The following is a 26,444-nucleotide window of genomic DNA, read 5'->3' as shown; positions in this document are numbered from 1 at the left end:
CTTCATCGTAAATCTCCTCAGATATCTTGCCGAGAAAATTCTACTTTTGAACACCACTAATTTTAGGGGGGATTACCAGTGCGGTTACGGGAAACCCGCCGAGCGACAAACGTGGTTCGGTTTGTTAGGACAGGTCCTGAGCTTATCTCAAGTGTATTCCCGCCTCGATTATGCCGCCGCCGCTTGGGGCATCAGCAGGTTGAAGTATGTCAGTCGTAATCCACAAAAAAGATCGAGTACTCCGCCATTTCATCTGAACTTACGGAGAAGTAATCATATCCCGAGCTCTCTATCTTCAGTTGTTCGCCCTGTTCAAGGTCGACGCTATGCACAAGATTTTCGCCTCCGTACATCGATATGCCGATCGTTTCATCGTGAGAAAAGATGAAAGTGTCCTCCAGAAGGCCGCTCAGTTCGTAGAAATCAATGTCGGTGCTGGAGACATGCTCGGCGCGACCGACTTCGTCGATATTGCTTTTCGCGCGGTCGAGAGACAGCGCATTCGCAATATCGTTTCCGGTGCGGTCGACATTCTCTAACTTCAGAACGAGTGCGTTCCCCGTATCCGCAACGTATAGATCATCACCGTTCAAGGCGATATCGGTAGGAAGATTGAGAAGCTTCCCGAATTCGTATCCTCGACCTTCGCCAATGAGAGTGTGTATGTCGCCACCCGAGTCGACATATCTGACCTTGTTGTTAAAACCGTCAACAATGAAGAGCGTACCGTCGGCTTCGTAATACGCCAGGCCAGCGGGAGTGTTCAACTCTGCATCCCTGGCATCTCCACCATCGCCAGAGAAGCCGCCCCTTCCTTGATAGTTGGCGTATTTGCCAACACCTGCAAACGGAAGTATCTCGCCGTCTTCCCCGATTTCAATGACCCTGTTGTTCCAGGAGTCAGACACGAAGATCCGACCGTCTTCAGTCTCGATCACGGATCTCGGATGATTGAGGCCCCCCTCATTTGCGGGAAGACCCCAATCAAGGCCCGCAGAACCATTGCCCACAATTTGCTTGACCACTCCATCAACACCTATTTCGCGGATTGAATGGTTATAGGTGTCGGCTACCAGAACGGATCCGTCGTTCGTGGCTTCGACATCCCCGATCGAACGGAATTGTGCTGCTGTCGCCGGCCCGTCATTTCCTGAAAAACCGGCGGTGAGACTTCCTGCAAAAGCGGAAATATCTCCATCAGCCGAATATTTGAGTATTCTATGATTGCCTTCCGAGATGAAGATACCACCGTCCACGGATGAGGAAATTGCATTTGGAAAGTAGAATGACGTATTTTCGTCAGCCCTTCCCATTGACGCATGTTTCTGTTGTCCGTTACCAACTATTATCTTGGAATATTCTTCGTTGAATTCAATGATCCTTGGTTTCCGGTTATCCAGAGCAATCAGTGATCCATCAAAAATGGCCAAACTCGATATGTTCCCAGAGATGCCGTCACTGGAAGTCTTACCGAAAGAGTCGATAATCTCACGTTCCATCAGATTGTAATTGTGAATAACACCCAAGTCGGAATCGGTTATGAGCAGCGTGTTTCCATTCAAGCGCATGGTCGATACGTTTGCGAACGCAATCGGAAAGGCGAAGGTGCTGACTTCCAGAGTATCAGGATCAATTTCCGCTATGCGAGTGTGGTCGCCAACAAGAACTTGACCTGAAAAGGGGTCAACGACAAGCCCACCGCCGAACGCCGCCCCGAGTTGAACTTTGCCGAGAAGATCACCTTCTGCATTGAATTGCGCATACCATTTCTTGGAGTCTCCGGTGTTGAACAGGATCATGCCGACAGTGTCGCCGTTGAAGATCATGTCCACAATGCGAAAGCTCTTTCCAGGAAATTCGGGAAAAGGCGTTTCATGCTCCCAGACAAACCAAGAGTCGTCATCGGCTTGACGCAGCACCATGGACGAACCGTCCCCGACCACCTGATCGCCGTCAAAAAAAGAGTTGTAAGCGGTGAAAAACAGCTTTCCATTCGGGTCCAGCCCGAGATGGTTAACTGCCCCGATACCTTTCAATTCACCACTTTCAATCTCAACATTCGTAACATTCGTATCGCCATAAACAGTATCGACTGTATCTGTTTTATAATCAAAGTGTCGAATAACAAAGTTTCTTGTATCGTTGAACAGGAATTCGTCATTTCCCAGCGCGAGCATTCGCGCTGGGGCATTCAGAAGCACTTCAGACGCCATTCCCGTTTCAATGAAACCTTCCCTATATTGACCAACAGCCTTATCAAAAGTGCCATCGGGAGATATTTGAAGTATATTTGCCCCATATGTATTCGTTACGAGAAAGGAGCCGTCACTCACGAAGGCGGTGTCCGTAGGGTAATTGAAATTGATTTGATCGACAGACCCCACTTCGTCCGGGGCAGAACCGATAACATAGTCTATACTGGGCCGATCTGTCGATTGCTCGATGGATGTCCAACCTCCGGTGAGGTTCCCTAAGTAAGTGGTCAGTTGCTCACTTTCACGAAGTTGCTCTGGAATCATAAATGCGCGCCAATCGTAGTCACCATTCACCAGATCGACATTACCGATTGCCGAGTCGCTGTAATATGTTTCTATTTTGCCATCGATCGGGGATTTGACGTTGAAAACGTAGTTGTGGCCGGGTTGTTCTATGACGGAAAGTGCTTCTTCTGGAGTCCTGTTGCCGACTGGCGCGAGGGGTGACGTGGGGTAGATAACGCCGATGTACCAGTCCGCGCTGTACTCAACAGGAACCGAGTTTATCCTGCTCAGGTCGCCATCTTCATTCAATTCAAGGTTGATTTTGAAGTTCCCGACGCCAGGCTGATAGATATCGAGCTTATGTATCGCCGTTGGCGTGGCGACGCTGAATGCGGAAGCGTAGATCCAGGACGCTTGAGACGTTCCCTCGCCGGTGTTCCGGACATAGAAAGGCGGCATCGCATCCTCGTCGAACAGCTCGATCCGCACAGAGCCGTTGGCGTTCTGCGAGACATAGACGCCACCTCCCGGAGCGCCCGACGACAGCAGCACATGCTTTCGATCCACCCCGCCATCGTTGCGGTACCCCTCAAGCACATATGAACCCGCAGCCAGACCCGAGAAGTCGACAAAAGGCTCGACATAGGCCGATCGCTGCACCGCGCCGCCCGGATCGACGCGAGACGCCCGTCAGGGAGCCATCTTCGGACAGCGTCAGCGTCAGCTTCTGACCATAGGTCCCGGACTTGGCGATCCGGACCGAATGCTCACCCGCCGAGAACCCGAAATTCGTTACATTGCTCCAAGCCCACGCGCCTCGCGTGATCCCTTCGCTTTCGGTCACGATATAGAAGGGCGGCGGCGCATCCTCGCCGAACAGCTCGATCCTCACAGAGCCGTTGGTGCTTTGGGAAACATAGACGCCGCCGCCTGGCACACCCGACGACAGCAGCACATGCTTTCGATCCACCCCGCCATCGTTGCGGTACCCCTCAAGCACATACGAACCCGCAGCCAGACCCGAGAAGTCGATCAGGGAGGCGCCCTCTGCCGACTGGAGTTTAAATCCTGCAGAGTCAAAGATAGCATAGCCGCTCCAGCCTTCGGGAGACTTGGCGGTGACAACACTGTTTGAGCGGTCTTGAAAAGACTTCAAATCCGCCTCCCAAAGGTTTTTCCACGGATGTTAGAATCACTATCTAGTATAAGTTATTTTGGCGGACGAGCCCAACGGCAATCTCGACACGAAACTCTCGCTGGAAATCATAGAATTGCTGAAGGCGCTGAATGAACGCGACCATATCGCCATTGTCATGGTCACCCATGAAGAAGACATGGCCGCCTATGCCCAACGCGCAATCTGGATGGTCGATGGCCGAGTCGAACGCGACGGCCTACCTACCGAAGTGTTCAATCGCGAAGGGCATAGCGCACGCTCTGGGAAACCATCCGCCTGGCGATCCAGGCCATCTTTCGCAACGCTCAACGCACCATCGATCAGCTTACATCAACGTCACAGCAACCTGCGACTGTACATTTCGTGCTGATTATGCAGGTCAATCCGTGCGGGTGCCGATGATTGCGGGGGTAAAAATGCTCAGAAACAAAGGCTTGGCGCGCAAGCCTTTGAATTACATGAGTTATTGGAGTCGCTGGGGTTATGGCTCATAACCTTAAGATCGCAGGTTCTCCATTGTAGCGCAAAACCGGCGTTGCCTACCCTCGAACCTCCCTTCACTCCGGCCACCTAACCTTGTTTGGCGTGCGAGTTGCCATGAATACGGTGGCCTGCTCTTCCCGGCTGATTCGGCGATTTCCCATTCACGCCAAAGCTGCTTCGACGATCCAGGGTTCCAGCGCCATCCTGGCAGTCGGCCGACAGGCGTCGGGCTTCTTGGCGAGGTCTCGCGTCTTTGTGTCGAGATCGATGAACGGGTGGACGCCTTCCTTGACCGGCCGCTGGAGGGTGAAAGGCCCTACCTCTGGCTGGACGCCACCTACATTAAGGTCCGGCGCTCGGGGCGGATCGTCAGCTTCGCGGCGTCCAAATGATCATCGCGGATGAATACAAGGGCTTGAAAGGCACCGCCGCCAAAGTGCTGGGTGCCACCATCCAGCGATGCCGCGTGCATTTCATGCGCAATGCGCTGGCCTGCGTCGGCAAGAAGGACCGCCCCATTGTCACAGCAGCGCTCAGGACGGCCTTTGACCAGGATACGCTGGCAGACTCGAAAGAACACTGGGCCAAGCTGATCGAGGCCTTTCAGCCACGCCATCTTAAGCTCGCTGAACTGATGCTCCGCGCTGAAGACGACGTGCTGGCCTACAAGTCTTTCCCGCAGGCTCACTGGCGGCAGATCCACTCTACCAATCCGCTTGAGCGCCTGATCAAAGAGATCAAGCGCCGCACCAATGTCGTCGGTATCTTCCCCAACGAGCCTGCGATCAGGCGTCTCGTTGGCGCGCTGATGCTGGAGCAAAACGATGAATGGGCGCTCACACGACGTTACATGACGCTGGAAACCGTCGCCACCATCTGCGAGGATAATACCATGGACCCGGCGAAAATCGCCGCCCTGTAAACCGGCTCAACATCCAGCCGGACAATAAATTCCACCACGTGCTGGGACACTACCTTCTCAACCCGCGTCACCCATTTCCCAGCATAGCTCGCCCTAACCCTTAGGACTTATTCTACAGACTCTGTGATGGGTATTCCTTGGGCGGTGTAGCGGTTAAGGACAGCGACGTGGTTCTGTATTTTCGCGCCTCGACGGGTGAAGTCCCGCGCCGTCAGGCTTTGGCCCATCAGTTTCACGCAATGCCTTTTCGTTTCGATGCGGTTTTTTGGTGATATCCGTTCCATCATCGCCATATTGCTCACCCCAGATATTTCGATGCATTGGCTGCTTCGTTGTGGGCAAAGGCTTCACGACTTGTGGGTTTCCAGTGAAACGGGGGCCAATTCATCCAGGGCCTAGCGTTCTTACGGAGCGGAATGACTACACCAGCACCACGGACAGCCATGGCATCATAGCATTTTCGCGTGTCGCAAGCCCCGTCTACGGTCACAAAACCGATGTCCAGATCGACAGGGAACCACGCCGCTTCAACGCGGCATCATAGTTCGACCAGTTCGTGGGTTTGTAATTCGCAGGTTGTGCGGATGGGTGGCGGATGCTCAGGAATATCCGCCGACGCAATCGTTTGCGTGCGTCTTGCACTTTGGGTCGGAGGCATTTTCCAACTCCTTCCGCCAAACCGCCCCCCCGAACGCACCGTGCGCATAGCAGAGGCACTCTGTTTCGCCGCACATCGTAGAAATTCAAACTGAGGCGCTTTGTATACGATCGGCACATGAAGTTTGACGATGTCCTCGCTTGAATCGAAGACTTCGACGACGCCAATGAGGCGTAGCCTCGGCCACTACAAGGAAAAGGGCACCTACCATCTCTCTACCTGCTTCATACGGAGGCGCCGAATGTGAGGTTGTCGATGACATGGGTGGCATCGCCATGCCCCTCGACGAGGCGCTCACGTTAATCGCGAACGACGGCATCTTCCGGGCTTGGGCCTGAGCACAAAATCTACAAAGCCGAGTTCAGAAGCTGTTGCGCTTCAGCACCTTCACCACCGTCCTGAACAGGACCGATAAATAGAGCAGCAGCGAATGCCGCTCGATCCAAACGGTTTCCCAGTGTCGACGGCCGTCCATACCGTCGGCTTGCGTGTTCATTACCTGCGCAAGCCCGGTGATTCCGGGCCGAAGGCTGTGGCGCCGGCGCCAGTAATCTTCGGTATAATCGACCTCTTGGGCGGGGGTGTCGGGGCGTACGCCGACCAGCGACATGTCGCCGCGAAGCACGTTGAATAACTGCGGCAGTTCGTCGAGATGGGACTTGCGGATCACCCGGCCCACCGGAGTGATCCGCGGGTCGTTCGCCTGCGTCGTCTGGAAGGCTGCACGCGCCTGCACCGCTTCGTCCCGGCTGGTGCCGGTGACCGCGCCGCTGCTACTTTCGGGCGGGGCTAGGCGCATCGAGCGGAACTTAAAGATGGTGAAGGGGCGCCCGTTGCGACCGACCCGAATCTGCTGGAAGACCACCGGAAACCCGTCATGCGCATAGATGGCCACCGCCACAACCAGCATCGGCAGGCCGGTCACGACCAATATCAGCAGGGCGAGTACTATGTCGAGAAACCGTATCATTCGTATTTCCTTCGTTGGTATAGTGCCGCTTCAATAGCCATTGCGTTTCTTCAAGCGGACACGGTCGAGGTCAAGCGCGTCCAGCAAGTGGCAGTCGGCATCGCCGGCACCATAGTGGTTTACGAACGAGCCGGGCAAGGCGCGCGCCACCGCGATCGCGCGGTCAGCCATTCCCGCACGAATCCAGACAGTCGCCCGATCAGCAACTGCGAGGTCGAAAGGAATAAGGTGACGAGTTTTACCCTGCCGAACGCCAGATGAGGCGAAATCGGATCAATTTGGCCGTTGCGATGATGATCAGCGGAAAGGCCAGCGTCAGAATGGTCAGGCCGAAAACGCCACCGACAAGGGCGATTAGGATGATGACGACGACATCCTTGCCGATCCTTTCTGGAAAACCGGACAGGATGAACAGAATGAACAGGATGATCATGATCCCTGCGGCAAAGACATGCACCAGCGTGATCTTGTCAATCTGTGAGGCGATGCCATGCGTGGCGATCCCGATCAGGCCCTCTAGGCCGGGGCCGTAGAACAGTATCGCCTTGGTTAGGGCCTCGGCAAGGTGATCAAACACAAAATAGGTGGTGACTGGTAGCAGCACAAAAACAAGGACGAGCCCGGCTAGCCGGGCGGGGGACAGGCGTCGCAGGGTCCAAGTCCGCCGTGTCCCGGATTTGACGAAGATGAAATAGCCGAAAAGGGCGAGGGTGCAGACGAAAATCCCGGACGAAACCACGGTCAGCATCAGTCCCAAGACGCATTGCAGAACCGTTCGCATGGCCAGCCCAGGCCACAGGCCCGCCGCGACACCCAAACAGGCATGCACGCACAGCAGCCACCCGACCCAACCGATCGCGCCGCGTCCATTCATTAATAAAAAAAGGCTCAGAAAAAGGGCCCAGGCCCAGATCTGTGGTCTCCGCCCGGAGACAAGCTTGTGAAGCTTCGCGAAATAGAGCGTCGAGACCGCAAGGTAGGCCGAGATATAGACCGAGAAGCCGTGCCCCGGAAAGATATCCTCTAGCCGCAGCCCCGGCGAGGCAACCATCAGCCGGTAGAAGTGGAAATGATGGATATAGTCGAACATGTCTATGCCGCTGCCCCACAGCAGGATGACCTGCGGCCAAGGGTGGAATGACTTGAGTCCGACCAGATGCAGGAAATTGAACAGCACCAGCACGGCCGCTGGCATGGCGTAAAGCCTAGACAGGGTCAGCCTGGGATTTCTCGTCTGCATGTCGCGGCTCCGCTCAGGGGACGATTTCGATGACCTTCACAGAGCTCCGCCCGAACGCATCATTTGCGCCCACGCCGATCCGGCGCACGTCATCGAAGGGCAGCGTATCGCTGTGGAAGGCGTAGAACCAGGTGCCGTCCTTGGTGTCAAAATCGAGATTGTCGTGGATAAAACGCTGGCCGCGCGTCTCGATCGCCAAGAATGGCTGCGGCCCGAATACCTGGCCAGCCAGAGTGCGCACCGTGAGGTTGGGCACATCATCCGTGGGGTTGGAATCAAGTTCCAGTGACAAATCCAACTGCGGCGTGGTTTCCACCGGCAGATCCAGCGTGCGCTGAAACGCCTCGTTTGCCCCGCAGAACCGGTAGGGGACGTCCGGATAGGCTTTGCGGGCACGATCGATCATGTCGCGCACCTCTTCCACCTCGGGACCCAGATCGCGGAAATCGTGGCTGGCCATGCCGACCAACGCCGGTCGGCCCTCGGCGGCCTGGGCAAAGGCCTTTTCGATCTCAAAGTATTCCAGGTTAGCAAATCGGTTCATCAAGTTCAGCGCGCGCCCGATCCAGCGTCGGCAGGCGCCTTCCAGCTGGTAATTATCGTGATGCGGGTGGTAGGGCGTCCAGTCGTGGCGCGCCCGCCGCCAGTCTCCCGAGCGGCCGTTCCGCAGGTCGATGGAATCGGTCCAGGCCTGCCGCGGGTCGAGCGCAGTGTTGGAGATGTCGAACGGTATCCATTGTTCCAGAAAGAAGTTGCTGTCGGGCCGCTCGGTCTGGAACCCGGCGCGGTAGACCGACGGGAAGAACCCCCGCTCGATGATGCGCCGCGCCAGCGTTTCGTGCAGATGCGGCGAGTTGACGAAGGATGTGGCGCAGCGATGCGCCTCGCGATAGGTGGACATCGGGTGGAAATGCCACTGGATCTCGTCGCGGCAATCAGGTTGTTCGCTGGTGCGCTGCAGATAATGGTCGTGGATCGCGTGATAACCCATCGCCCGGCGCCGCGGGTTGACCTTGAACTCCACATGATCGAGACAGAACCAGTTATAGACCCAACCCTGCCCGAAACTGTCGGGACGGCTCATGCGAAATCCAGGGTCCATCACCCGGTCGAGCATCGCATCCACCTTGGGCCAGTTATCCATGTAGTTGATCCGGTGACCGCGCAGAAGCTGGCGGATCTCGTCTTCCTTGCCGCCCAGATTGATCTCGCCCTCCTGCAACTGGCGCAAGGTCTCGCGCGTGCGCGGCAGGTTCGTGATACCGAAAAGCTCGTCCAACCGCTCGAAACTGGCCTGAAGCGATTCGTAGAGTGGGCCTTCCGTGTCGATGGCATGCAGGAAATGAACGGTCGCAGCGGTCATAAACCGGCCTCCTGGGTGAGAAAGGTGCGCGAATAGTCCGAGGCAAAAGGGGCAAGATCGGGTTTGCCGGATGTCTGCGGTGCATCAATGACGAGGAACCATTCGTAGAACGGGGCCTCAAGCGTGTTCGAATGGTTGAATTCGGCGAAATCGCCGCGCCGTGCAAAGCCGTAAGTCGCCACCTCGCGGCAGCCCAGATCGGACAGCGCCGCGCGCATCGCTGGCACATCGGTGAAATGGTTGGGATGGCCCTTTGACCGGGCGCCTGTCTCAGCGGCCAGCGCCAGATCGTCATCGAAGGCGTAGCGGTCGCTCTTACCAGTGAGGTAAAGCCGCCCGGCGGGCTTGAGCACGCGTAGGAACTCTGCCAGCGCGAGATGCTGATAGGTGGCGTCGAAGACCGCAACGCATACGAGGTTTTCAAAAGACGCATCCTCGAAGGGCAAGGTTTCCGCCGTGGCCACTTCCAGCGCCTCGATCCCATCGGCCCCGCCATGGCCCTCTCGCGCGGCCTCGATCATCGTTTCGGATATGTCCACGCCCGACACCGCCAGCCCGTACTCGCGGTAGATTTTGAACATCCGGCCCCAGGCGCAGCCCACGTCCAGAACCCGGCCCGTCCGGAACGGATGAGCGGCAAAGACCCGCTCATAGACCCAATCGCCTTCTGTGCGCGCATCGCCCTTTTGGACCTGTGATTGTACAGCCTCACCCGCCTCGGCCACGCGGTCTTGCCAGTATTTGCGATAAGTCTCGTTCCAGTATGCGGCGCGGGGGTCGTCGATCCCGGTCATTGCGCTTCTCCGTAGGTCTGATTAGGTGAATTTGAATCTGCGTGCTGCAATAGAATCTCGTCAACATAGGCGAGGACATTGGCGGAGGCACTGCCCAAGGGCGGCATCTCGAAACCGGCGACCGCATGCGCTTGCCCCGCCCGCAGGATTGCCACGGCCTCGGCCATGTCTGCCGCCGCCCGTCCCAAACCGAACTCCGGATAAAGCACATAATCGGCAAAGCCAACACAGATCACCGGCTTGCCGGTCAGCGCGGCCTGCAATCCCATGGTGCTGGCCTCGACGCAAACGACGTCCGCCACTAAGATCGCGTCTTCGGGGCCGAGCAGGCTGCCATCGTCCAGCATGCCATATCGCGCGTCCCCCGGCAGTGTCATGGGCCGGTTAGGATGTGCCCGGATCAGATAGGCATAGCGCGGATCGCCGCGACAGAAATCCTCGAGCGACGCAACCACGTCAGTCATCTGCAGGAAAGGCCGGCCGATCATCGACATTTGCGCGCCGGGGGCAGGGAAAAGGATAACGGTCCGGTCGTCCAACCCCAATCGCGCCCGCAGGACATCGCGGCGCGCGGCGTCCCCCGGGCCGGGGGCTAGGCGGTCGAAGGCGGGGTTGCCGGTGACACGGATGCCGCTTTCGTCAAAGCCGTCGGTCACGAGCGCGCGCGCCACCTCGGCTGACAGCACGGCCAGATGCGGCGCGTAGCCTTCCTGCAAAATCCAAGCGCGGTCCTTGACTAGAAAGAGATCGCCCACCGCCAAGCCAGGAATGCCTTCCAGGCGCGCGGCCTTCTGCAGAGCGCATTCGAACCGCGGGCTGGTGGTGGTGATGACGATGTCGGGACGGGTCCAACGCAGGTATCGGCGCATTGTGTTCACCGGCTCGAATGCGGTCCGGCCCTCTCGGCGAACCCGCGCTAGCGCCGCCTCGCGGCCCTGGGCCTGCGCCAGATCGCGCAGGCCTAGAGCGAAATAGGCGCGAGTTTCCTCGACCGGAATGTCCGGATGTGTGGCAGCGGTGGTGAATTCACCGGCCAGCGCCACCCATTCGGCATCCTCTGCGGGGTCGAGCAGCGCCGAAACCGGCTGCGCCGCTATGCCCTGGCGTCCCAATTCGGCGTGCGCGGTAGTAAAGCCAATGATGTCGGGCGCGTCGCGGCGCGCCGCAAAGGCGCGGGCCAGCGCCGCAACGATTTGCACATGGCCGCCGCCATAGCTGGCCAGTAGCGGACGGAGGGCGCGCGCGCTCAAGTCCGACCGGTCCCGAAGACGATTTCCATTTCGGTGCGGTAGGGATCGCTGCGATAACCCTGCGCGGGGATGCCGGTGGTCAGGTATGTACAGATCCGCCCGGCAATCCATGGATCGGCGAGAAGCGCCCCTAACGCACACCCGTCGAGCGCCGAGACATCTTGACCGCTGCCGGCGTAGCCGAGGCCCGCCATCTGGGGCTGGCAGATCACCTCAACCAGAAAGAGCTCCTCTGGGCTGAGCTCCCCCACCCATCGGGGCGCTGCTTCGGTATAGTTGCGCCCCTCTTCGTCGAAGGACGAATTGGTGCGCCAATCCTCGCCCTTGATGTCGCCGAACTCCTCGATCCGGGCCAAATCGAGGCTGAAGGGCTCGCCGAGAAAAGCGCATATCTTCTCCATGGAGCCAGCCAGGTCCGTAGCTAGATCCTCGGCGCGTAGGAGCATCAGTCGCTCAGCGCCATAGCGCGCCTGCATCTCCGGTAACTCGATCATCGCTGCCTTGCAGTTTAGACAGGCGTCGAGGAAGGCAGGCCAGGGCTCGTAGGTCATCTTCTTGTAGGAGGCCGTCACATCGCGCGGATCTCGGAAGATGTGGATCGCCTGGCCGTCGGGGAACATGTCCAGAAATAGCGGGATATCGCGCCACTGCATCGCTAGCTTTTCCGCCCAACGGGTGGCGCCTCCCCCCAAAAGCAGTGATTTCATCACCGCGTCATAGACCGCGGCATGGGTTTTGCTCTGTCCTTCTAGCTTCGCATGGATGGCCGGAACGTCCAGCGACAGCGACCAGCGCGCCGAAATCCGGGCCGCGATCTCATCAAGTAGGTGCGACAACGCCGCGGGTTCTTCGAGGTCGTGATGATGCGGCAAGCAGAAGCGCAGGTATTTCACTGTCGACGAGGCCGCCGCGACATTTGGGATGGCGTTGAGCACTGCCGTGAGAAACGTCGTGCCACTGCGATAGACGCCTGACAGCAGGACCGGTCGCGTGCCTGGCAGCTGGTCCGGCGTTTGATCCCGAATCCGCTCGGGTCGTGGGTATGTGGTCTCGGGCATGTGGACCTCACCGATCAGAGTTTTAGGAAACGGTCGAGCAGGGCCAGACCGGCCTCGCCGCTGCGTTCGGGATGGAACTGCACGCCGATGACATTACCCTTGCGAATCGCCGCGGGTACTTGTTGTCCGGCATGAGTTACGGTGGCCAAAACTGCCGACGGGTTGGCGGGACGGACCGCAAAGGAATGGACGAAGTAATAGGCGTCACCGTCGCGGACGCCTTCCAGCGGGGTGCCGCGAAAAATGCCCGCATCCTGTCCCGGTGGCGGGGCAAGCGCGTGCCAGCCGATCAGCGGCACGCGCAGGCGGCGCCCATCGTCGTCCGCGATGTCGATCTTGTCGACCGTGCCTGGGATTATCCCCATGCCCGGATGGGTGCCGAATTCATAGCCCTCTTCCATAAGCAGCTGCATGCCGACGCAGATCCCAAGAAAGGGGCGGCCCGTTTCGATGAACGTCCCGATCGCTTCATCTAGGCCCGAGCTGCGCAGCTGCTGCGAGGCGCGCCCGAAGGCACCGACGCCGGGTAGAAGCACCCGGTCTGCGGTCACGATATGCTCCGGGTCGCGGCTTAGATCGGCCTCAATCCCGAGGCTACGCAGGGCATGCATGACAGAGAAGACGTTGCCGCTTCCGTAGTCGACGACGGCACATTTCGAACTCACGCCAGGGTCCTTTTCATATCAGACTGTGACCCCGCCAGGGCACAGGCATATGCGCAGGGGTATCGATATCCCGGCTGACCGTAGCGCCGGCCGCGATCACGCAGCCTGCCACCACCCCGGATGCCGGGCAGGTTTGTGAGGTTGTTGCCCAGCAGGTCGAGAAGCCGCTCCAACGCCTGGCAGTCGTGGAACATCGGCAGCATGACACTGTCCGCTCCCTGAGCTCCCACGCCGTCGATCTTGGCCGCCGATCCATCGTGCAAGGGGTTGATGAGCGCGATCAGATGCGCCCCGGGCACCGCCTCGCGGAAGCGAGTGGCGTCTTCCCCGGTCCGCTGACTTTTCCAGCTTGTCATGTGGCCTTGGCGCTTGGCCTTGCTTATGACCTCCGGATCGACGAAGGGTTCGCCCCCCTCGATCGCACAGACATGGCGGGCGATGTCCAAGCCGTTGAGTAGCATTAAGAAATTCATGAGCGCGCCTCTACCGACCCGTCCGCGACGCCTTCCGGGAGCGGGCGCACAAAACAGCCCGCCCCGGCGAGCACAGCCCGAAGGTCACCGATAGTCAGCTTCTTCCAGTGCAGCGCCTGGGCGATCGCGGCAGCCGAAGCCTCGGTCCGGTCGATCAGGTCAGTCAGGTGCGCGGCGCTGCCCACTCCCCCCGAGGCCACCACCGGGATCGCCACCACGTCGGTGATCCGGCGAATGAGGTCGATCTCGTAGCCCTTGCCCAGCCCGTCGCAGTCGATCGAAGTAACCAGCAACTCTCCCGCGCCACAGGCCTCGACTTCACGCGCCCACTCCACCGCGTCGCGACCAGTATGGTTGCGGCCATTGTCGGTCATCGCCTGCCACCGGCCCGCGCCGTTGCGGATCGCCTCGATCGAGACCACCGTGGCCTGAGCACCGAATTGGTCGGAAATTTCGGTAATGAGTTTTGGGTCGCGGGTGGCGGCAGTGTTCAGCGCCACCTTATCGGCGCCGCGTGCCAGCAACTGGCCCACATCCTCGGGGGTGCGGATGCCGCCGCCCACGGTCAGCGGAATGAATACGCTCGATGCTACCTGCTCGACGATCTCGTGCAGGTTGTTGCGCTCGTAGAGGCTGGCCACCACATCCATGAAGACCAGTTCGTCCGCGCCTTGCGCGGCATAACGGCGCGCCACCTCGGCCGGGTCGCCGACCTTGCGCCAACCCTCCATCTGCACGCCCTTGATGAGCCAATTCTGCTTGACGTCGAGCCGAGGAATGAGCCGCAGGTTACGCATCTGTCACCCTCAATGGTCGAAGGCTCGTTGGCGCAGTTTCCACTCTCCGCATTCGCGCATCCACAGATGCGGCGAACGGAACGTGTTGGCCAGCGCATCGAAATAGTCGCGCGTCACCATCGGGTGTTCGAACATCTTGCTGGCCTGCGGAAACTCCTCTTCGGGGATGCTAAGGTACTGGAATATCTCGTCGGCCCAGCGTTCGGGAAACTCGCCGTCATAGCGCTTGATCAGCGCCAGCGCCTCGTCGCGTTCGATATCGCCCGAACGCACTTCCTGGCTGGCGTCATAGGTGCTGCGGCCGATACCGAACTTGATGTACGTCGTGTAGTAGTGGAAATCGTCAATCTTGTCGTCAATCGAGTTGTATTTCGAATAGGTGCCGACCGTACGCTCCGGCGAGGCGCGGAAACCGCCCTTCTCGACGGCAAAGTAATAGGCCGCCTGCGGGTGCCATTTCAGGTAATAGCCCAGATAATGGACCTGCGCGCCCAGCTCTTCCAGCGGCTTCATGTCCGACGGCAGGAAGGGCGACAGATCGGCTTGGGTCATGCCGAAATTGTCCCTCAGGCTCGCGATGCTTTCGCCGCCCAGGAACATGTCTTCCTCACTGGCGGTCGAGAAATAGTCATAAGAGCGTTTCGCATCTTCGTTGTCGTCGATCGGGTTGCCATATTCCGCCTCGTTCTCGCCATAGAAGATCAGCGGGATCCCGAACAGGATCGCCATTTTCGGGGCAAAGCATTTCTGGCCGAGGATGAAGGGCTGGAACGGGTGAAAGATGTTCTCGACCGCCAGCCGCGTCAACAACCGCTTGGACCGCCCCGAGGTGGTCATCAGGTAGTTGTCCATGCCCGAATTGATCCAAGCATCGAAATTATGGCGCCCCCAGTCGGTGTAGATGTTGGGTGCCCAAGTCACGGTCAGCGGGTTCATGCCGTATTTGTATTTCAGCATCCAGGACTGATAAAAGCTGTCCTTGCCTCCCGACCCCGGCACCAGACAGTCATAGGATCCGTTGCGGCTGCGGAATTTGTCGCACAGCTCAACCAGCTTGCGCTCGCGTTCGTCCCAATCGATTTCGCGCGCCTTGCGTTCGGCCATGCGGCAGGCATCGCAGACACCTTCGGCATCAAACTGGATGGTCTTCTTCTTCGACGCCTCGGTATGACGAAACTCGACGGTCGAACTTGGCCGCTGGTTGGAAACGCAGCATTTGGTGCAGAACTTTATCTCTGCCGGCAGCCCGTATTTCCGATGCGGATTCGGATTGCCTGCGGCATATTCGACTTCATCAATCTCGCGGTTCAATGCGTTGGGCTTGGGGACCATTTAACAATGCCTTGTTGCTGGATATCTTGGTTCGGAATGGCTGAAATTGCTGCAGGGCACACTTACGGGGCCTACCGCTCTACGTCAACACGAGGCATCCACTTATAGGCGGATGTCAAACCTGAGGTGGTCCTTCGCCCCGACACGCCGTCCAACTTCGCAAGCCTTGGGCGACTATTGCTTCGGCCAACTGGAAATCCTCCAGTTCATCGATGTCGAGACTGTCGAGAACCCCCAGCTCCAGGCCCAGCGTTTCGGGCTGAAAGAGCGTACCGCGCTCCACAAACGCCTCGGTACGGCAGATGTAAATCGCCCCGTTCGGGGTGAAGTAACCAACCCCATCCTGACGCCGTGTGTCCATCGTGCGATCCTGCGCGGGGCGCAGCATTCCATCCGAACTCATCCCGAAATGCCAACTCAGCGGTTTGGACGGCGATACCGATACCAGAGCATCCGCACTACCCTTTTCGAACAGCTCCGCAGCGCGCCGAATGTGCTGTGCCGAACGGAATGGCGAGGTCGGCTGCAAGAGCGCAAATACCTCTGGGTTGCCAGTCGCTTCAATCGCATGACGCAGCACATCAACCGATGGCGTATTCGACTGCGCCAGCTCCGCAGGCCGCATGAATGGCACCTCGGCCCCCGCCTCCTGTGCGGCCGCCGCGATATCGGCCCCGTCCGTCGAGACGACAACCCGCCGAAAACAACCCGACGCAAGCGCTGCCTGCACCGTCCAGGCAATCAGCGGGCGACCGCCCAACGGGCGGATATTCTTGCCGGGTAGCCCGACCGAGCCCGCCCGCGCGGTGATGAATGCGATATCTATCATGTTTGCCTTCAAGATCGTTGCCAAATGCGCATCAGGGCGGTTCGACGTTCCAAAGTGTCCCCTCGGAACGCCGCAACGACATAATACACATAGATCAGGAAGGGAACCGGATGCGCCTAGCTACGGCGCGACCCTACTCACTCCGCCGTGACATGCAGCCCGGCGGGGACCAGGCTTATCGTTCCGGTGGCGAAGTCACCTTTCGGCACCTTGATCTCCTGCTTGCCCGTCGACGTGGGTTGCATCATGGCCAGCGGCTCTGGTGTGACGGAAATTCCCGCTAACCAGACCCGATGCGCCGCGCCGGTATCAGGATAGCCCGACATCCCACCGGGCCGGTTACTGTGGTTGGCCAGCCAGAATACCTGCGCAAAAGCAGTTCCGGGCGGAAAATTATCCGGCGCGTTCAACCCCGACCTGTCGATGCCGCCAATATAGTTGAGGGTATGATACCAGCGGTCGGTTTCCGGCAGGTGTAAGGCGTCGTAGAAGGCATATTTGTAAGAACTGCCATTGGAACTGCCCGCGATCTCGGTACCGATGGGCCAAATGCCCGACGGGTCGGCTGGATTGCCCAGCGTGGCGGGAAAAGGCTTGTTTAGCGTGACTGTATTTGCGCCCTTGTTCACACCGCCAAGGTCGAACAGATCGAAGGCCACCAAACGGCTGTAACGGTCAAAAGTCACCCCAAGCGAATTGCGATACCCAAACAGGATCAGGCCCCGGTGATAGGCGGCATCGGAATTGTCGTTCCAGCCCGAAGCATCCGCCAGATGCACAACGGTGTCACCCGGGGCCAATGGCGCGGCCAGTGTCGGCAGGCTGTCCGTGCCACCCTGACGATAGCGCATGTGGTGTTTTGCCTGAATCGTCAGCCCATCCTGATCGACGCAGAGCAGCCCCATGTACTGGCTATGCCGCGCACCATGCGTCCAGGCCGACCAGTCCCCCGCAAGGCCTTCCTGGCGCAAGTACGAGCCCAGCCGGTAAACCCGGTTCGGATCAATCGGCAATGGTTCAAGCATCTGCGCGATACCGGCATGGTGCCCCGAGAATGAAAAGCTTGCCGGCAGGTTCGGCGTCACCTCGTCCATTGAAGCGCCGGAAAGGTGGATCAAAGCATCCAGCTTTCGCGTCCCCTCATTGTGGATAACATGCTTCTGGGCTTGGGCAGGTTGGATGTGTGGCAAAGCAAGATGTGTGGAACAGTCGGAAAAACCGGGCATGACAGCCCCCCTTGGTAAGGCGTGAAATGAAACGCCCGATCCTCCGTCCCAAAGTTGAGAAAACTCTTACATCTAAGAGCGCTCCCCCGCAGGACACCTAAATGCCCCGGATTTCAGCGCCCTACGACTTGCCGGACTCCACATCAGTTATCGTAGTAGGAACTGTAGGCGCCATAACTGTCGCCATACCCATAGCGCTTCATACCGCTGGAACTGATCTGGCCCAAGACCAAGCCAGCCACCCGCACATTCACGCTTTCGAAGGATTTTATCCCCTCGCGCACTTGGCGCTGCGAGGTGCTGTCCCATTTGACGGTGTAGATGATGGCATCCACCCATTGCCCGATCACCCGCGCATCAGGCACCGCCAGGACCGGGGGCGTGTCGATGATGATGTAGTCGTACATCGTGCGCAGTTCGTCCAGGAAGTTACGGAACCGCTCGGTCGAGAACACGTCCGCCGCATTGGTCGAGGTCTTCTCGGCGATCAACAGGTCGGCCTGCAATGTCGGCTCGTGAATGATTGCATCTTCCAATGCCACGTCATGCGACAGCACCGACATCAGGCCTTTCTGGTTCTTGATGTCAAAATACTCCGCAAAGACGCGGCGGCGCATGTCGCCCTCTATCAGCAAAACCCGCTTGCCCATCCCGGCCAGGTTCTGGGTCAAGGCGATCGATTGGGTCGTCTTTCCTTCACCCGGAATGGACGAGGTCGACATGATGATCTTGGGCGGATTGTCGAGATCCGACAGCAGTACCGAGGTCCGCAAGTTGCGGATTGCCTCGGCAGCGGCAGAGGTGGGTTTGTCCGCAAGGTATTGCAGCACGTTCTTGCGTTTGCGCGCCGGGATAGAGGGGATCTGCCCCAAGACCGAGTAGCCGGTCTTCGCTTCCAGATCCTCGGCCACGCGAAAGGTGTTCTGCTTAAATTCACGCCCCAGCACGATCGCGCCGCCAATCAAGGCCCCCAGCACCAGCGACAGCGCTAGGATCAACTTCTTGTGCGGTGCTGAGGGACGCTGCGGCACCACCGCCTGACTGAGGATGCGGCTGTCAGCCTGCTGGATACCTTGTTGAATCGACGTTTCCTTCAGACGATTGAGAAAATATTCATAGATCAACCGGCTCGCCTCGGCCTCGCGCTCAAGCTGCTGCAGTTCAACTAGGTCGGCTGATTGCTGCTCGATCTGTGTTTCCTGCGTATTGATCGAGGTTTCCAACACAATAATCTGATTGTCAGCACGGGTCACTTCAAGTTGTGCTCGCTCCAGCACCTGCATAAACCGGGCGCTGAATGCGTCACGGTTTCCGTCGTTGAGCATTTGCAGGAAACGTGTGAGCGTAGAATCGCCAGCCGCTTCCACCATCGCCTGCGGATCGTCCGTCGACCGGGCGGCTTCGAGCGCCGCCACACGGGCGACTGCAGCGGCCTTGGCCTGTTGCGCATCGCGAAGACGGTCACGTGATTCTTTCAGTTGCCGGTTCAGCCCGACAAGCGCCTCGGCGCTGATCAGAGTCGTACTGGTGTTGAAGTCCTTGACCGCTGCCACGGCCTGTTCCAGTTCGACCTGCAATTGCCCCACCCGCTCGCTGAGCCACTGGGTCGCCTGCTCGGTCGCGGCGAATTTCACCTCGATCTGCTCAAGAATGTAGAGATCGGCCAGCGTGTTGGCGATGGCGGCGGATTTCTCCGCCTTCTTGGTCACGGCAGTGATTTCAAATACATAGCTTTGCCGCAGATTGGTGATCGAGATGGCGCGGATCACATTGTCAATCACCGAGTCTAGGATCACGCGTTCGCTGGGCGGCACCTCATCGACCAGTCCACCGCCCAGCCAGCCGCGAATCTGGTTGAGCGTGCCGCCAACGGAAAATATCTGGGGCGATTGCAGGGCCAGGTTGAACTCGGGATCGGCCACCAAATCTAGTTCATTGACCAGCTTTTCAATCAGCCCGCGCGAGCGGATCACCTCGACTTCGGTGTTAATCGTGGCCTGATCTGCCGAAAGCCCCGTCATCACGCTTTCCAGATCGACGACATTTTCCTGGCGGCTTTCCAGCATCACAACGGCGCTGGATGTGAACATCGGCTCGGCCTTGAAGAAAGCATACCAACCGCCCAGCAGAAGGGCGACGAAGACGCAGATCCCGATCCAGATCTTGCCTCGCCAGAGAGTTTTAAAAAGTTCCGTTACGTCGATCTCTTCAGACCCGGAAAGGACACTGGGTCGGCTTGTCCTTTCGATCGTCGAAACATCTTTCATGCTGTCATCCGCTTTGCCAACGCTACCGCGCCTGCCTTCACATACCTGCGCCCCGATGGCAATCTGCAAGCATATGTATTTTCACTGCACTGGCGTCTGAAATCAACCGTAACCGAGCACCAGGGCACCCTCCCCTTCGCCGCAGCAGGAAATGTGGGCTCGCTCGAACCGATCTCGTGAAGAACAGGAGCGTTTTTAAAAGGTGCTCAATCAGGTCTACAGTGCGGTCTGCGACCAGATGTTCCAAAGCAGTTTGCATCTACTCTGATCCACAGAATTGATGGAAAGCCCCTTAGCAACCGGTGCCGTGCAGGACGGTGACGACCGTCCGCAACAGGATCACCAGATCAAGACCAAGACTGCGGTCACGGGCATATCGGCAATCGAGCGCGACACGCTGCTCGTAGGTCAGACGGTTGCGCCCCGAAACCTGCCAAAGCCCCGACAGGCCCGGCCGGCAGGACAGGTAGCAAGACGCGGCGGCACCGCAAGCCGGCCGAAGTTCCCCCGAGGCACCGGGCGCGGCCCCACGAGGCTCATGTCTCCGACCAGCACATTCCAAAGTTGCGGCAGTTCATCCAGGCTGTAACGGCGCATCATCCGCCCGAAAGGGGTGATGCGCGGATCATCCGGCAGTTTGCCATAGCGCTGCCAAACGTCTGAAAGGTCGTCGTTCCCCGCCAGCAGATCCGGCAGCTCGCCCTCCGCGCCGGGCTGCATCGTGCGAAACTTCCATAGCCGGAATGCCCGCCCGTCCTGTCCGACACGCCATTGCGAGAAAAACACCGGCCCGCCCTGACACGCCATCAGCACAGTGATGCCGATCGCCACAGGCAGCAGCGCCAATGTCAACGGGACGAGCAACACGAGATCGACACAGCGTTTCGCATCGAACCATACGAATTTGACAGGCGCGGCAATGGAATTGGGCGGGGACAGCGACATGGGGCATCCTGATCTGGCAAAGCGACCCAATGCTAACGCGCCATCTCTTAAAGCCAGGTGAATTCTCGCCTATGCCGTCTGCAGGAACCGGCAGTCTCCGCCCCATATCGCGGCCGCGGTCAGTCGGCCCGAATGATACGCACCGGTATCGACGGCAACGCGCCCGCCCTCGATCAGCGGTTCCTTGACGATGGTATGACCATGCACAACCCAAAGCCCGTCCGTGCGCGCAATCCGAGTGAAATCCCGGTGCCCCCAAAGCATCGCACGCTCGTCTTGTTCCTCCGGAGGCCGCGCCGGGTTCATCGCACCATGAACGCACACCACATTGCCGCTCTGATGCCATCGCGGGAGCGCGCGCAGCCAGTCCAGCATGCCTTCGGGCAATGCTGCCAGCAACGCATCACTGGCATCGGCCATGTCCTCCAGCGTGGCGTTGGTGGACAGCCCGCCGACCCCATAACTGGCCAATGTCTGCAAGCCGCCATTGGCCAGCCAACGCGCACCGCGCCCGGCAGGATCATCAACGAATTCCAGCATCATCTTTTCGTGGTTACCCATCAAGCAGATGACGGAATCAGGCACCGATTGGGTCAGGATGCGCAAATGCTCCAGCACCAAGTCCGAACTGTCGCCTCGATCCACGTAGTCACCCAGAAAGATCAACTGTGGCGCTTCATAGCCTCTCGCGGCGGCATCCGCATCGATCCGCTCCAACAGCGGCTCGACGAGTTGGGCATTGCCGTGGATGTCGCCCACCGCATAAAGTGGTCTGTCAGGCACAAACGGCTGCTTATCAGGCGAGGGCGAAGAAACAGATGCCGGGCGAGAAGATCGGAGATGCTTGGTTAATTTTAGCACGGAGAAAAACAACACCTGTGAGTGAGAGAAACACCGCCTGCCATTAAGGATAAATCGCAGATATGTGCGGCGAGACGCTACACTCTGAGGGGGCCGTTGACAAGGCAACTGTGCCGCCCGAGCACCGGGATCAGATCGCGCCGCCCCCCTCTTTCGGCAGAGTTTCGCCATGTCCGGGGCGGGGCGTCGCCAGCCGGTCCGCCTCAGCAAGACACCGCGCCCGGCCGGTTGCACAGGCAAAACGCTCCTCGCCCGGGCGGTTCAGGTAACGGCTCCGCGCGCGGCAAGGGTTGCAAGGCGCCACTACGGCCCCGGCCCTGCCCCCGGTTCTGCCTCACGGATCAACAATGGTTTCCGCGCCAACATCTTACACGGCGCCGGGACACGGGTTACAAAGTGAATCTGTGGACTTTCCCTTTCGGTTTATGGAGCATAGTGAAAGCCACGCGGGCACCAGTCGGGGCAATCCCGAGGCGGCGCGCCGCGACAAGTGCAAGAAATTGCCCTTCTTCGGGCTTTTGACTGCCATAAAATCGGGCTTCGCCCCACATACCAGAGAACAGATTGGTCAAATTTCTGACCAGGAAGAAAACAGGACGGTGGAAGATGCGTATTGCTATGATCGGCACGGGTTATGTTGGCCTTGTCTCAGGAGTTTGCTTTTCGGATTTCGGGCACGAGGTGATCTGTGTGGATCGCGACCCCGCCAAGATCGCGCTTCTCAAATCGGGAAAGGTTCCGATCTACGAGCCGGGGCTCGAAGACATGATGGTGCGCAACGTCGCCGCCGAAAGGCTCAGCTTTACCGGCGACCTGAAAGAGGCAGTGGCCGGCGCCGATGCGGTGTTTATCGCGGTCGGCACGCCCACGCGGCGCGGTGATGGTCATGCCGACCTGACCTATGTCTACGCTGCCGCCGAGGAAATCGCCGAAGCGCTGACCGGCTACACCGTGGTTGTGACGAAATCCACCGTCCCGGTCGGAACCAATCGCGCCATCCACGACATCATCGCCCGGACCCGGAAGGAGGACGAGTTCGGTATCGCCTCCAACCCCGAGTTCCTGAGAGAAGGCGCAGCCCTGGACGACTTCATGCGACCGGACCGCATCGTTGTCGGCGTCGAAACCCAACGCGCGGCAGAGGTCATGGAGGCGATCTACCGGCCGCTCTACCTGCGGGATTTTCCGATCGTGAAGACCAATCTCGAAAGCGCCGAGATGATCAAATATGCCGCCAACGCGTTTCTGGCGACCAAGATCACCTTTATCAACGAGATCGCGGCGCTGTGCGAAAAGGTTGGCGCAGACGTCAAATCCGTGGCGAACGGCATGGGCATGGACAATCGCATCGGCAGCAAGTTCCTGCATGCCGGGCCGGGCTATGGCGGCTCGTGCTTTCCCAAGGACACCAAGGCCCTGGCGCGGATCGGCCAGGAACACGCCTCGCCCATGCGGATCGTCGAGACAGTGATCGAAGTAAACGAAGCGATCAAGCGGCGCATGCTGGCCAAGGTTCTCGACCTCTGCGACGACAGCTTTAACGGCAAGACGGTGGCGGTTTTGGGCGTCACCTTCAAGCCGAACACCGACGACATGCGTGATGCCCCCAGCCTTACCATCGTGCCCGCGCTGGTTGGCGGTGGCGCGAAAGTGCGCGTCGTCGACCCACAAGGCCGCAAGGAGGGAGAAGCCCTGTTGCCCGGCGTCGCGTGGCATGACGATCCCTACAAAGCCGCAAAGGGAGCCGATGCCCTGGTGATCCTGACCGAATGGAATGAATTCCGGGCTCTGGACCTGGCGCAGCTGGCGGGTAGCATGGCAACTCCACGCATGGCCGATCTGCGCAACATCTACAGCCGCACGGATGTAAAAGAAGCCGGATTCGAACGCTACGAAACAGTAGGACGCTGACGCGCTTCAGGGCCCGATCGGGCCCTGAAGCCGTTCGCGCGCAACGCAACTGCCGGCGCTGCATGAGCCTGCGTGCGATCCTGTCGCGACGTTCACACGCAGGCTGATCTCATCCACCCTCAGAGAGGCGTGGGGGGACGAAGGGATCAATCGCCGCCTGCTTCGCCCCGGATTTCCGATTGCGTTTTCCTCGCGGCCATCGCTTCGCTGATTGCATTCGCCAACACGCGCACCCGGCGCGGCTGTGCCCGTCCGGGTGGAAACATCATCTGGAGGGGGTTCGGTGGGCAAGAATACTCCTCCAACAACGCAACAAGCTGCCCGTTTTTCAGGTGATCTGCCACATCAAGTTCCGACTTCAGAATGATGCCGTGTCCCTCCAGCGCCCATTGCCGCACCAATGAACCATCATTCACCGTCTTGTTGCCGCGCACGGTCACCGTCAGGGGTTTCTTTTCAGTGCCGAAGCGCCAAACATTGTCGAGCGTCGTTCCAAACCTCATGACCAGACAGTTATGCTGCGTCAGATCCGTGGGTGCTTGCGGCGCACCATGGGCCGCGAGATAGGCCGGGGAGGCGCAGACAATGCGACGATACTGGCCGAGGCTGCGGGTTCTCAAGGTGCTGTCGGTCACCGCGCCAAAGCGCAGGGCCAGATCAAAGCCCTGGCCAACGATATCCACGTAGCCGTCGCTCAGGAGCAACTCGATCGAGATGGCGGGATGCTCACTAGTGAATGCCGAGATCACATCCGAGACGATACTACGACCAACATCAATCGGCGCACTGATCCGGATGGGCCCCGACAGGGTGTCAGCCCCGTGGCGGATACGCGTTTCGAGATCTTCGATCTCTCCCAGCACCACCTTCGCCCCGCTCAACAGCGTGCGCCCCTCATCGGTCAGGCTGAGCTTGCGTGTCGTACGGTTGAACAGGACAACGCCGTAATGCGCCTCTAGCGCGGCCAGCCGTTCCGAAACCGTGGTGGCGGACAGTCCGACCTCACGCGCGGCGGCGACAAGGCTGCCCTTCTCGGTGATGGTCAGGAACAGGCGGATATTGTCGATGAGCATTATACGTCATTTCCGGATTATCATTTCGAATGACGCCCGTTTATCCACCCCGGGCCGGCTTGTATATGGGTAGCAAGGAAACAACCAACCAAGGGACCAATCCAATGTCCAAGCTCACAATTGTCGCCAACATCCACGCCAAAGCCGATCAGATTGACCTGGTCAAAGCCGAGCTGCTGAAGCTGGTCCCGATCACCCGCGCCGAAGAGGGCTGCATCAACTACGACCTGCATCAAGACAACGAAAACCCTGCGCATTTCACCTTCTACGAGAACTGGGAAAGCCGCGACCTCTGGCAGACGCATATGAGCGCGCCGCATCTGGCCGCCTATATGGCCGCCACCGACGGCGCGGTTGCTGAATTCACGCTCAGCGAAATGTCCCACATCGGCTGATCCAGCACCGCAACACCGGAGATCCGAAGCCCTGATCAAATATCGCGCGGCACCGGCAATCCATGCTGCGCGACACCTCTCACATCCGGAGAAGAAACATGAAAGCCATAGGCTACACCACAAACGGCGCCATTGATCGCGCCGACGCGCTGATCGACCTTGAGATCGCGAAACCGACCGCAAAGGGCCATGACATCCTGGTCAAAGTTGCCGCCGTTTCGGTCAACCCTGTCGACACCAAAGTCCGCCAAAACCGCCCCGCAGAAGGCGAAACGCCGGTAATTCTCGGTTGGGATGCCGTGGGCGAGGTTGTTGAAATCGGCGACAAGGTCACCCAGTTCAAAACAGGCGACAAAGTCTGGTATGCAGGCGCGATCAACCGCCCCGGCACCAACGCAGAATATCACCTCGTTGACGCGCGCATCGTCGGCCATGCGCCCAAAAGCATCGACACCGCGGCAGCCGCCGCGCTGCCGCTGACCACACTCACCGCACAAGAGATGATCTTTGACCGCCTGAAAGTCACCGATCCCGTGCCGGGTGCTGCGAAGGCGATCCTGATCATCGGCGGCGCGGGTGGCGTCGGGTCCATCGCGATCCAGCTTCTGCGCGAACAGACCGACCTGACGATCATCGCCACGGCTTCGCGTCCTGAAACCCAGGAATGGGTCAAGGAACTGGGTGCCCATCACGTCGTTGATCACTCCAAGCCGCTACCCGAGCAGATCGCCGCCCTGAACATCGGCGCGCCAGCCTTCGTGTTCTCGACCAACTACTCTGACACCTACGTGCCGCAGATCGCCGAGCTCATCGCGCCGCAGGGCCGCTTTGGCCTGATCGACGATCCCGAGAACTTCAACATCATGCCTTTCAAGGGCAAGGCCGTGTCGATCCACTGGGAACTGATGTTCACCCGGTCGCTTTTCACCACCGAAGACATCGCGCGTCAGGGTGAGATCCTCGATACCGTGGCCGGGCTGATCGACGCAGGCAAGATCCGCTCGACCGCGACCGAGAGCTTCGGGACCATCAATGCCGAGAACCTCAAGCGCGCCCATGCGCTGATCGAAAGCGGCAAGGCCAAAGGCAAGATCGTGCTCGAAGGCTTCTGAAACGCGGCCGTGTAGGCTCGACCAATCAGGAAGCAGGCCGCGATGGTGGCCTGCTTCAACGACATATCCGGCCAGCACACCGAGTTGACCCTCGAAGACCCATAAGGGCGGCTACGGACGCGGGCCGACATGCCCGCTCAACCTTGGCGCCTTGCCCCCCGCA

Annotated in this window: 24 protein-coding genes and 2 pseudogenes; 5 read left to right on the top strand and 21 right to left on the bottom strand. The window is 59.1% G+C overall.

Annotation, left to right across the window (positions count from 1 at the left end; all coding sequences use genetic code 11):
• Positions 1-209: 209 nt before the first annotated feature.
• Positions 210-3,140 (bottom strand): hypothetical protein, encoded by a 2,931-nt coding sequence (locus tag O3306_RS18630; RefSeq protein WP_272010114.1) that lies wholly within the window; start codon positions 3,138-3,140, stop codon positions 210-212.
• Positions 3,070-3,636 (bottom strand): hypothetical protein, encoded by a 567-nt coding sequence (locus O3306_RS18625; protein ID WP_272010113.1) that lies wholly within the window; start codon positions 3,634-3,636, stop codon positions 3,070-3,072. Before O3306_RS18625 ends, O3306_RS18630 begins: the two co-directional genes overlap by 71 nt.
• A gap of 58 nt (positions 3,637-3,694) precedes the next feature.
• Here O3306_RS18625 and O3306_RS18620 point away from each other — a divergent pair, with 58 nt between their 5' ends.
• Both O3306_RS18620 and O3306_RS18615 read left to right on the top strand, forming a co-directional pair.
• On the top strand, positions 3,695-4,027 hold the full coding sequence (locus O3306_RS18620; protein ID WP_272010111.1) for a hypothetical protein: 333 nt from the start codon (positions 3,695-3,697) through the stop codon (positions 4,025-4,027).
• A 352-nt stretch (positions 4,028-4,379) separates the two neighbouring features.
• Positions 4,380-5,062, top strand: a pseudogene (locus O3306_RS18615) (transposase); the annotation flags it as partial.
• A gap of 107 nt (positions 5,063-5,169) precedes the next feature.
• Here the strand turns inward: O3306_RS18615 and O3306_RS18610 are convergent.
• The 18 genes and pseudogenes from O3306_RS18610 to O3306_RS18530 all read right to left on the bottom strand — a co-directional run.
• Positions 5,170-5,576: pseudogene (locus O3306_RS18610) on the bottom strand (IS5/IS1182 family transposase); the annotation flags it as partial.
• Between the two features lie 505 nt (positions 5,577-6,081).
• Entirely contained in the window at positions 6,082-6,690 is a 609-nt protein-coding gene (locus O3306_RS18605) for a sugar transferase (RefSeq protein ID WP_272010109.1), read from the bottom strand.
• 30 nt (positions 6,691-6,720) lie between these two features.
• Positions 6,721-6,861 (bottom strand): hypothetical protein, encoded by a 141-nt coding sequence (locus O3306_RS18600; protein ID WP_272010107.1) that lies wholly within the window; start codon positions 6,859-6,861, stop codon positions 6,721-6,723.
• Positions 6,862-6,928: 67 nt separating this feature from the next.
• Positions 6,929-7,930 carry a hypothetical protein gene (locus O3306_RS18595; RefSeq protein ID WP_272010105.1) on the bottom strand — a complete coding sequence of 334 codons (1,002 nt, stop codon included), beginning with the start codon at positions 7,928-7,930 and terminating at the stop codon, positions 6,929-6,931.
• A gap of 13 nt (positions 7,931-7,943) precedes the next feature.
• Positions 7,944-9,293 carry a hypothetical protein gene (locus O3306_RS18590; protein WP_272010104.1) on the bottom strand — a complete coding sequence of 450 codons (1,350 nt, stop codon included), beginning with the start codon at positions 9,291-9,293 and terminating at the stop codon, positions 7,944-7,946.
• Positions 9,290-10,087 carry a class I SAM-dependent methyltransferase gene (locus O3306_RS18585; RefSeq protein WP_272010102.1) on the bottom strand — a complete coding sequence of 266 codons (798 nt, stop codon included), beginning with the start codon at positions 10,085-10,087 and terminating at the stop codon, positions 9,290-9,292. Before O3306_RS18585 ends, O3306_RS18590 begins: the two co-directional genes overlap by 4 nt.
• On the bottom strand, positions 10,084-11,337 hold the full coding sequence (locus tag O3306_RS18580) for a hypothetical protein (protein WP_272010100.1): 1,254 nt from the start codon (positions 11,335-11,337) through the stop codon (positions 10,084-10,086). Before O3306_RS18580 ends, O3306_RS18585 begins: the two co-directional genes overlap by 4 nt.
• Positions 11,334-12,395 carry a sulfotransferase family protein gene (locus O3306_RS18575; RefSeq protein WP_272010098.1) on the bottom strand — a complete coding sequence of 354 codons (1,062 nt, stop codon included), beginning with the start codon at positions 12,393-12,395 and terminating at the stop codon, positions 11,334-11,336. Before O3306_RS18575 ends, O3306_RS18580 begins: the two co-directional genes overlap by 4 nt.
• Positions 12,396-12,409: 14 nt before the next feature.
• Positions 12,410-13,060 (bottom strand): imidazole glycerol phosphate synthase subunit HisH, encoded by a 651-nt coding sequence (hisH, locus tag O3306_RS18570; protein WP_272010096.1) that lies wholly within the window; start codon positions 13,058-13,060, stop codon positions 12,410-12,412.
• On the bottom strand, positions 13,057-13,533 hold the full coding sequence (locus O3306_RS18565) for a hypothetical protein (protein ID WP_272010094.1): 477 nt from the start codon (positions 13,531-13,533) through the stop codon (positions 13,057-13,059). Before O3306_RS18565 ends, hisH begins: the two co-directional genes overlap by 4 nt.
• Complete coding sequence (gene hisF / locus O3306_RS18560; RefSeq protein WP_272010092.1) at positions 13,530-14,330, bottom strand: imidazole glycerol phosphate synthase subunit HisF; 801 nt, start codon at positions 14,328-14,330, stop codon at positions 13,530-13,532. Before hisF ends, O3306_RS18565 begins: the two co-directional genes overlap by 4 nt.
• Before the next feature lie 9 nt (positions 14,331-14,339).
• Entirely contained in the window at positions 14,340-15,662 is a 1,323-nt protein-coding gene (locus O3306_RS18555) for an N-acetyl sugar amidotransferase (RefSeq protein WP_272010090.1), read from the bottom strand.
• Positions 15,663-15,777: 115 nt separating this feature from the next.
• Complete coding sequence (locus tag O3306_RS18550; protein WP_272010088.1) at positions 15,778-16,491, bottom strand: acylneuraminate cytidylyltransferase family protein; 714 nt, start codon at positions 16,489-16,491, stop codon at positions 15,778-15,780.
• A 137-nt stretch (positions 16,492-16,628) separates the two neighbouring features.
• Positions 16,629-17,585, bottom strand: coding sequence for a hypothetical protein (locus O3306_RS18545; RefSeq protein ID WP_272010086.1), 957 nt, complete (start codon positions 17,583-17,585; stop codon positions 16,629-16,631).
• A gap of 275 nt (positions 17,586-17,860) precedes the next feature.
• Positions 17,861-19,984, bottom strand: a complete 2,124-nt coding sequence (locus tag O3306_RS18540) for a GumC family protein (RefSeq protein WP_272010084.1) — start codon at positions 19,982-19,984, stop codon at positions 17,861-17,863.
• A gap of 292 nt (positions 19,985-20,276) precedes the next feature.
• Positions 20,277-20,396 carry a hypothetical protein gene (locus tag O3306_RS22480; RefSeq protein ID WP_442970021.1) on the bottom strand — a complete coding sequence of 40 codons (120 nt, stop codon included), beginning with the start codon at positions 20,394-20,396 and terminating at the stop codon, positions 20,277-20,279.
• Positions 20,393-20,929: a sugar transferase gene (locus O3306_RS18535; RefSeq protein WP_272010082.1), complete on the bottom strand. Its 537-nt coding sequence runs from the start codon at positions 20,927-20,929 to the stop codon at positions 20,393-20,395. Before O3306_RS18535 ends, O3306_RS22480 begins: the two co-directional genes overlap by 4 nt.
• Before the next feature lie 69 nt (positions 20,930-20,998).
• Positions 20,999-21,712, bottom strand: coding sequence for a metallophosphoesterase (locus O3306_RS18530; RefSeq protein ID WP_272010081.1), 714 nt, complete (start codon positions 21,710-21,712; stop codon positions 20,999-21,001).
• Between the two features lie 684 nt (positions 21,713-22,396).
• On the opposite strand from O3306_RS18530, the gene O3306_RS18525 reads away from it, so the two are divergent.
• Positions 22,397-23,701, top strand: coding sequence for a UDP-glucose dehydrogenase family protein (locus tag O3306_RS18525; protein ID WP_272010079.1), 1,305 nt, complete (start codon positions 22,397-22,399; stop codon positions 23,699-23,701).
• Positions 23,702-23,847: 146 nt separating this feature from the next.
• Here the strand turns inward: O3306_RS18525 and O3306_RS18520 are convergent, their stop codons facing one another.
• Positions 23,848-24,774 carry a LysR family transcriptional regulator gene (locus O3306_RS18520; protein ID WP_272010077.1) on the bottom strand — a complete coding sequence of 309 codons (927 nt, stop codon included), beginning with the start codon at positions 24,772-24,774 and terminating at the stop codon, positions 23,848-23,850.
• A gap of 104 nt (positions 24,775-24,878) precedes the next feature.
• Between O3306_RS18520 and O3306_RS18515 the strand changes: the two genes are divergently transcribed.
• Positions 24,879-25,169 carry a putative quinol monooxygenase gene (locus O3306_RS18515; protein ID WP_272010076.1) on the top strand — a complete coding sequence of 97 codons (291 nt, stop codon included), beginning with the start codon at positions 24,879-24,881 and terminating at the stop codon, positions 25,167-25,169.
• A 98-nt stretch (positions 25,170-25,267) separates the two neighbouring features.
• Positions 25,268-26,281, top strand: a complete 1,014-nt coding sequence (locus tag O3306_RS18510; RefSeq protein WP_272010074.1) for a zinc-binding alcohol dehydrogenase family protein — start codon at positions 25,268-25,270, stop codon at positions 26,279-26,281.
• Positions 26,282-26,444 lie beyond the last annotated feature (163 nt).

Source organism: Roseovarius sp. ZX-A-9 (assembly GCF_028369135.1).
GTDB lineage: Bacteria > Pseudomonadota > Alphaproteobacteria > Rhodobacterales > Rhodobacteraceae > Roseovarius.
This window is presented reverse-complemented; position numbering and strand designations above follow the sequence as displayed.

Coding starts and splice junctions, on each gene's coding strand:
- O3306_RS18540 (WP_272010084.1), bottom strand. CDS start 19,984: ATGAAAGATGTTTCGACGATCGAAAGGACAAGCCGACCCAGTGTCCTT.
- hisF (WP_272010092.1), bottom strand. CDS start 14,330: ATGCGTAACCTGCGGCTCATTCCTCGGCTCGACGTCAAGCAGAATTGG.
- O3306_RS18555 (WP_272010090.1), bottom strand. CDS start 15,662: ATGGTCCCCAAGCCCAACGCATTGAACCGCGAGATTGATGAAGTCGAA.
- O3306_RS18605 (WP_272010109.1), bottom strand. CDS start 6,690: ATGATACGGTTTCTCGACATAGTACTCGCCCTGCTGATATTGGTCGTG.
- O3306_RS18585 (WP_272010102.1), bottom strand. CDS start 10,087: ATGACCGGGATCGACGACCCCCGCGCCGCATACTGGAACGAGACTTAT.
- O3306_RS18550 (WP_272010088.1), bottom strand. CDS start 16,491: ATGATAGATATCGCATTCATCACCGCGCGGGCGGGCTCGGTCGGGCTA.
- O3306_RS18520 (WP_272010077.1), bottom strand. CDS start 24,774: ATGCTCATCGACAATATCCGCCTGTTCCTGACCATCACCGAGAAGGGC.
- O3306_RS18575 (WP_272010098.1), bottom strand. CDS start 12,395: ATGCCCGAGACCACATACCCACGACCCGAGCGGATTCGGGATCAAACG.
- O3306_RS18515 (WP_272010076.1), top strand. CDS start 24,879: ATGTCCAAGCTCACAATTGTCGCCAACATCCACGCCAAAGCCGATCAG.
- O3306_RS18545 (WP_272010086.1), bottom strand. CDS start 17,585: ATGGACGAGGTGACGCCGAACCTGCCGGCAAGCTTTTCATTCTCGGGG.
- O3306_RS18600 (WP_272010107.1), bottom strand. CDS start 6,861: ATGGCTGACCGCGCGATCGCGGTGGCGCGCGCCTTGCCCGGCTCGTTC.
- O3306_RS18535 (WP_272010082.1), bottom strand. CDS start 20,929: ATGTCGCTGTCCCCGCCCAATTCCATTGCCGCGCCTGTCAAATTCGTA.
- O3306_RS18595 (WP_272010105.1), bottom strand. CDS start 7,930: ATGCAGACGAGAAATCCCAGGCTGACCCTGTCTAGGCTTTACGCCATG.
- O3306_RS18510 (WP_272010074.1), top strand. CDS start 25,268: ATGAAAGCCATAGGCTACACCACAAACGGCGCCATTGATCGCGCCGAC.
- O3306_RS18525 (WP_272010079.1), top strand. CDS start 22,397: ATGCGTATTGCTATGATCGGCACGGGTTATGTTGGCCTTGTCTCAGGA.
- O3306_RS18565 (WP_272010094.1), bottom strand. CDS start 13,533: ATGAATTTCTTAATGCTACTCAACGGCTTGGACATCGCCCGCCATGTC.
- O3306_RS18590 (WP_272010104.1), bottom strand. CDS start 9,293: ATGACCGCTGCGACCGTTCATTTCCTGCATGCCATCGACACGGAAGGC.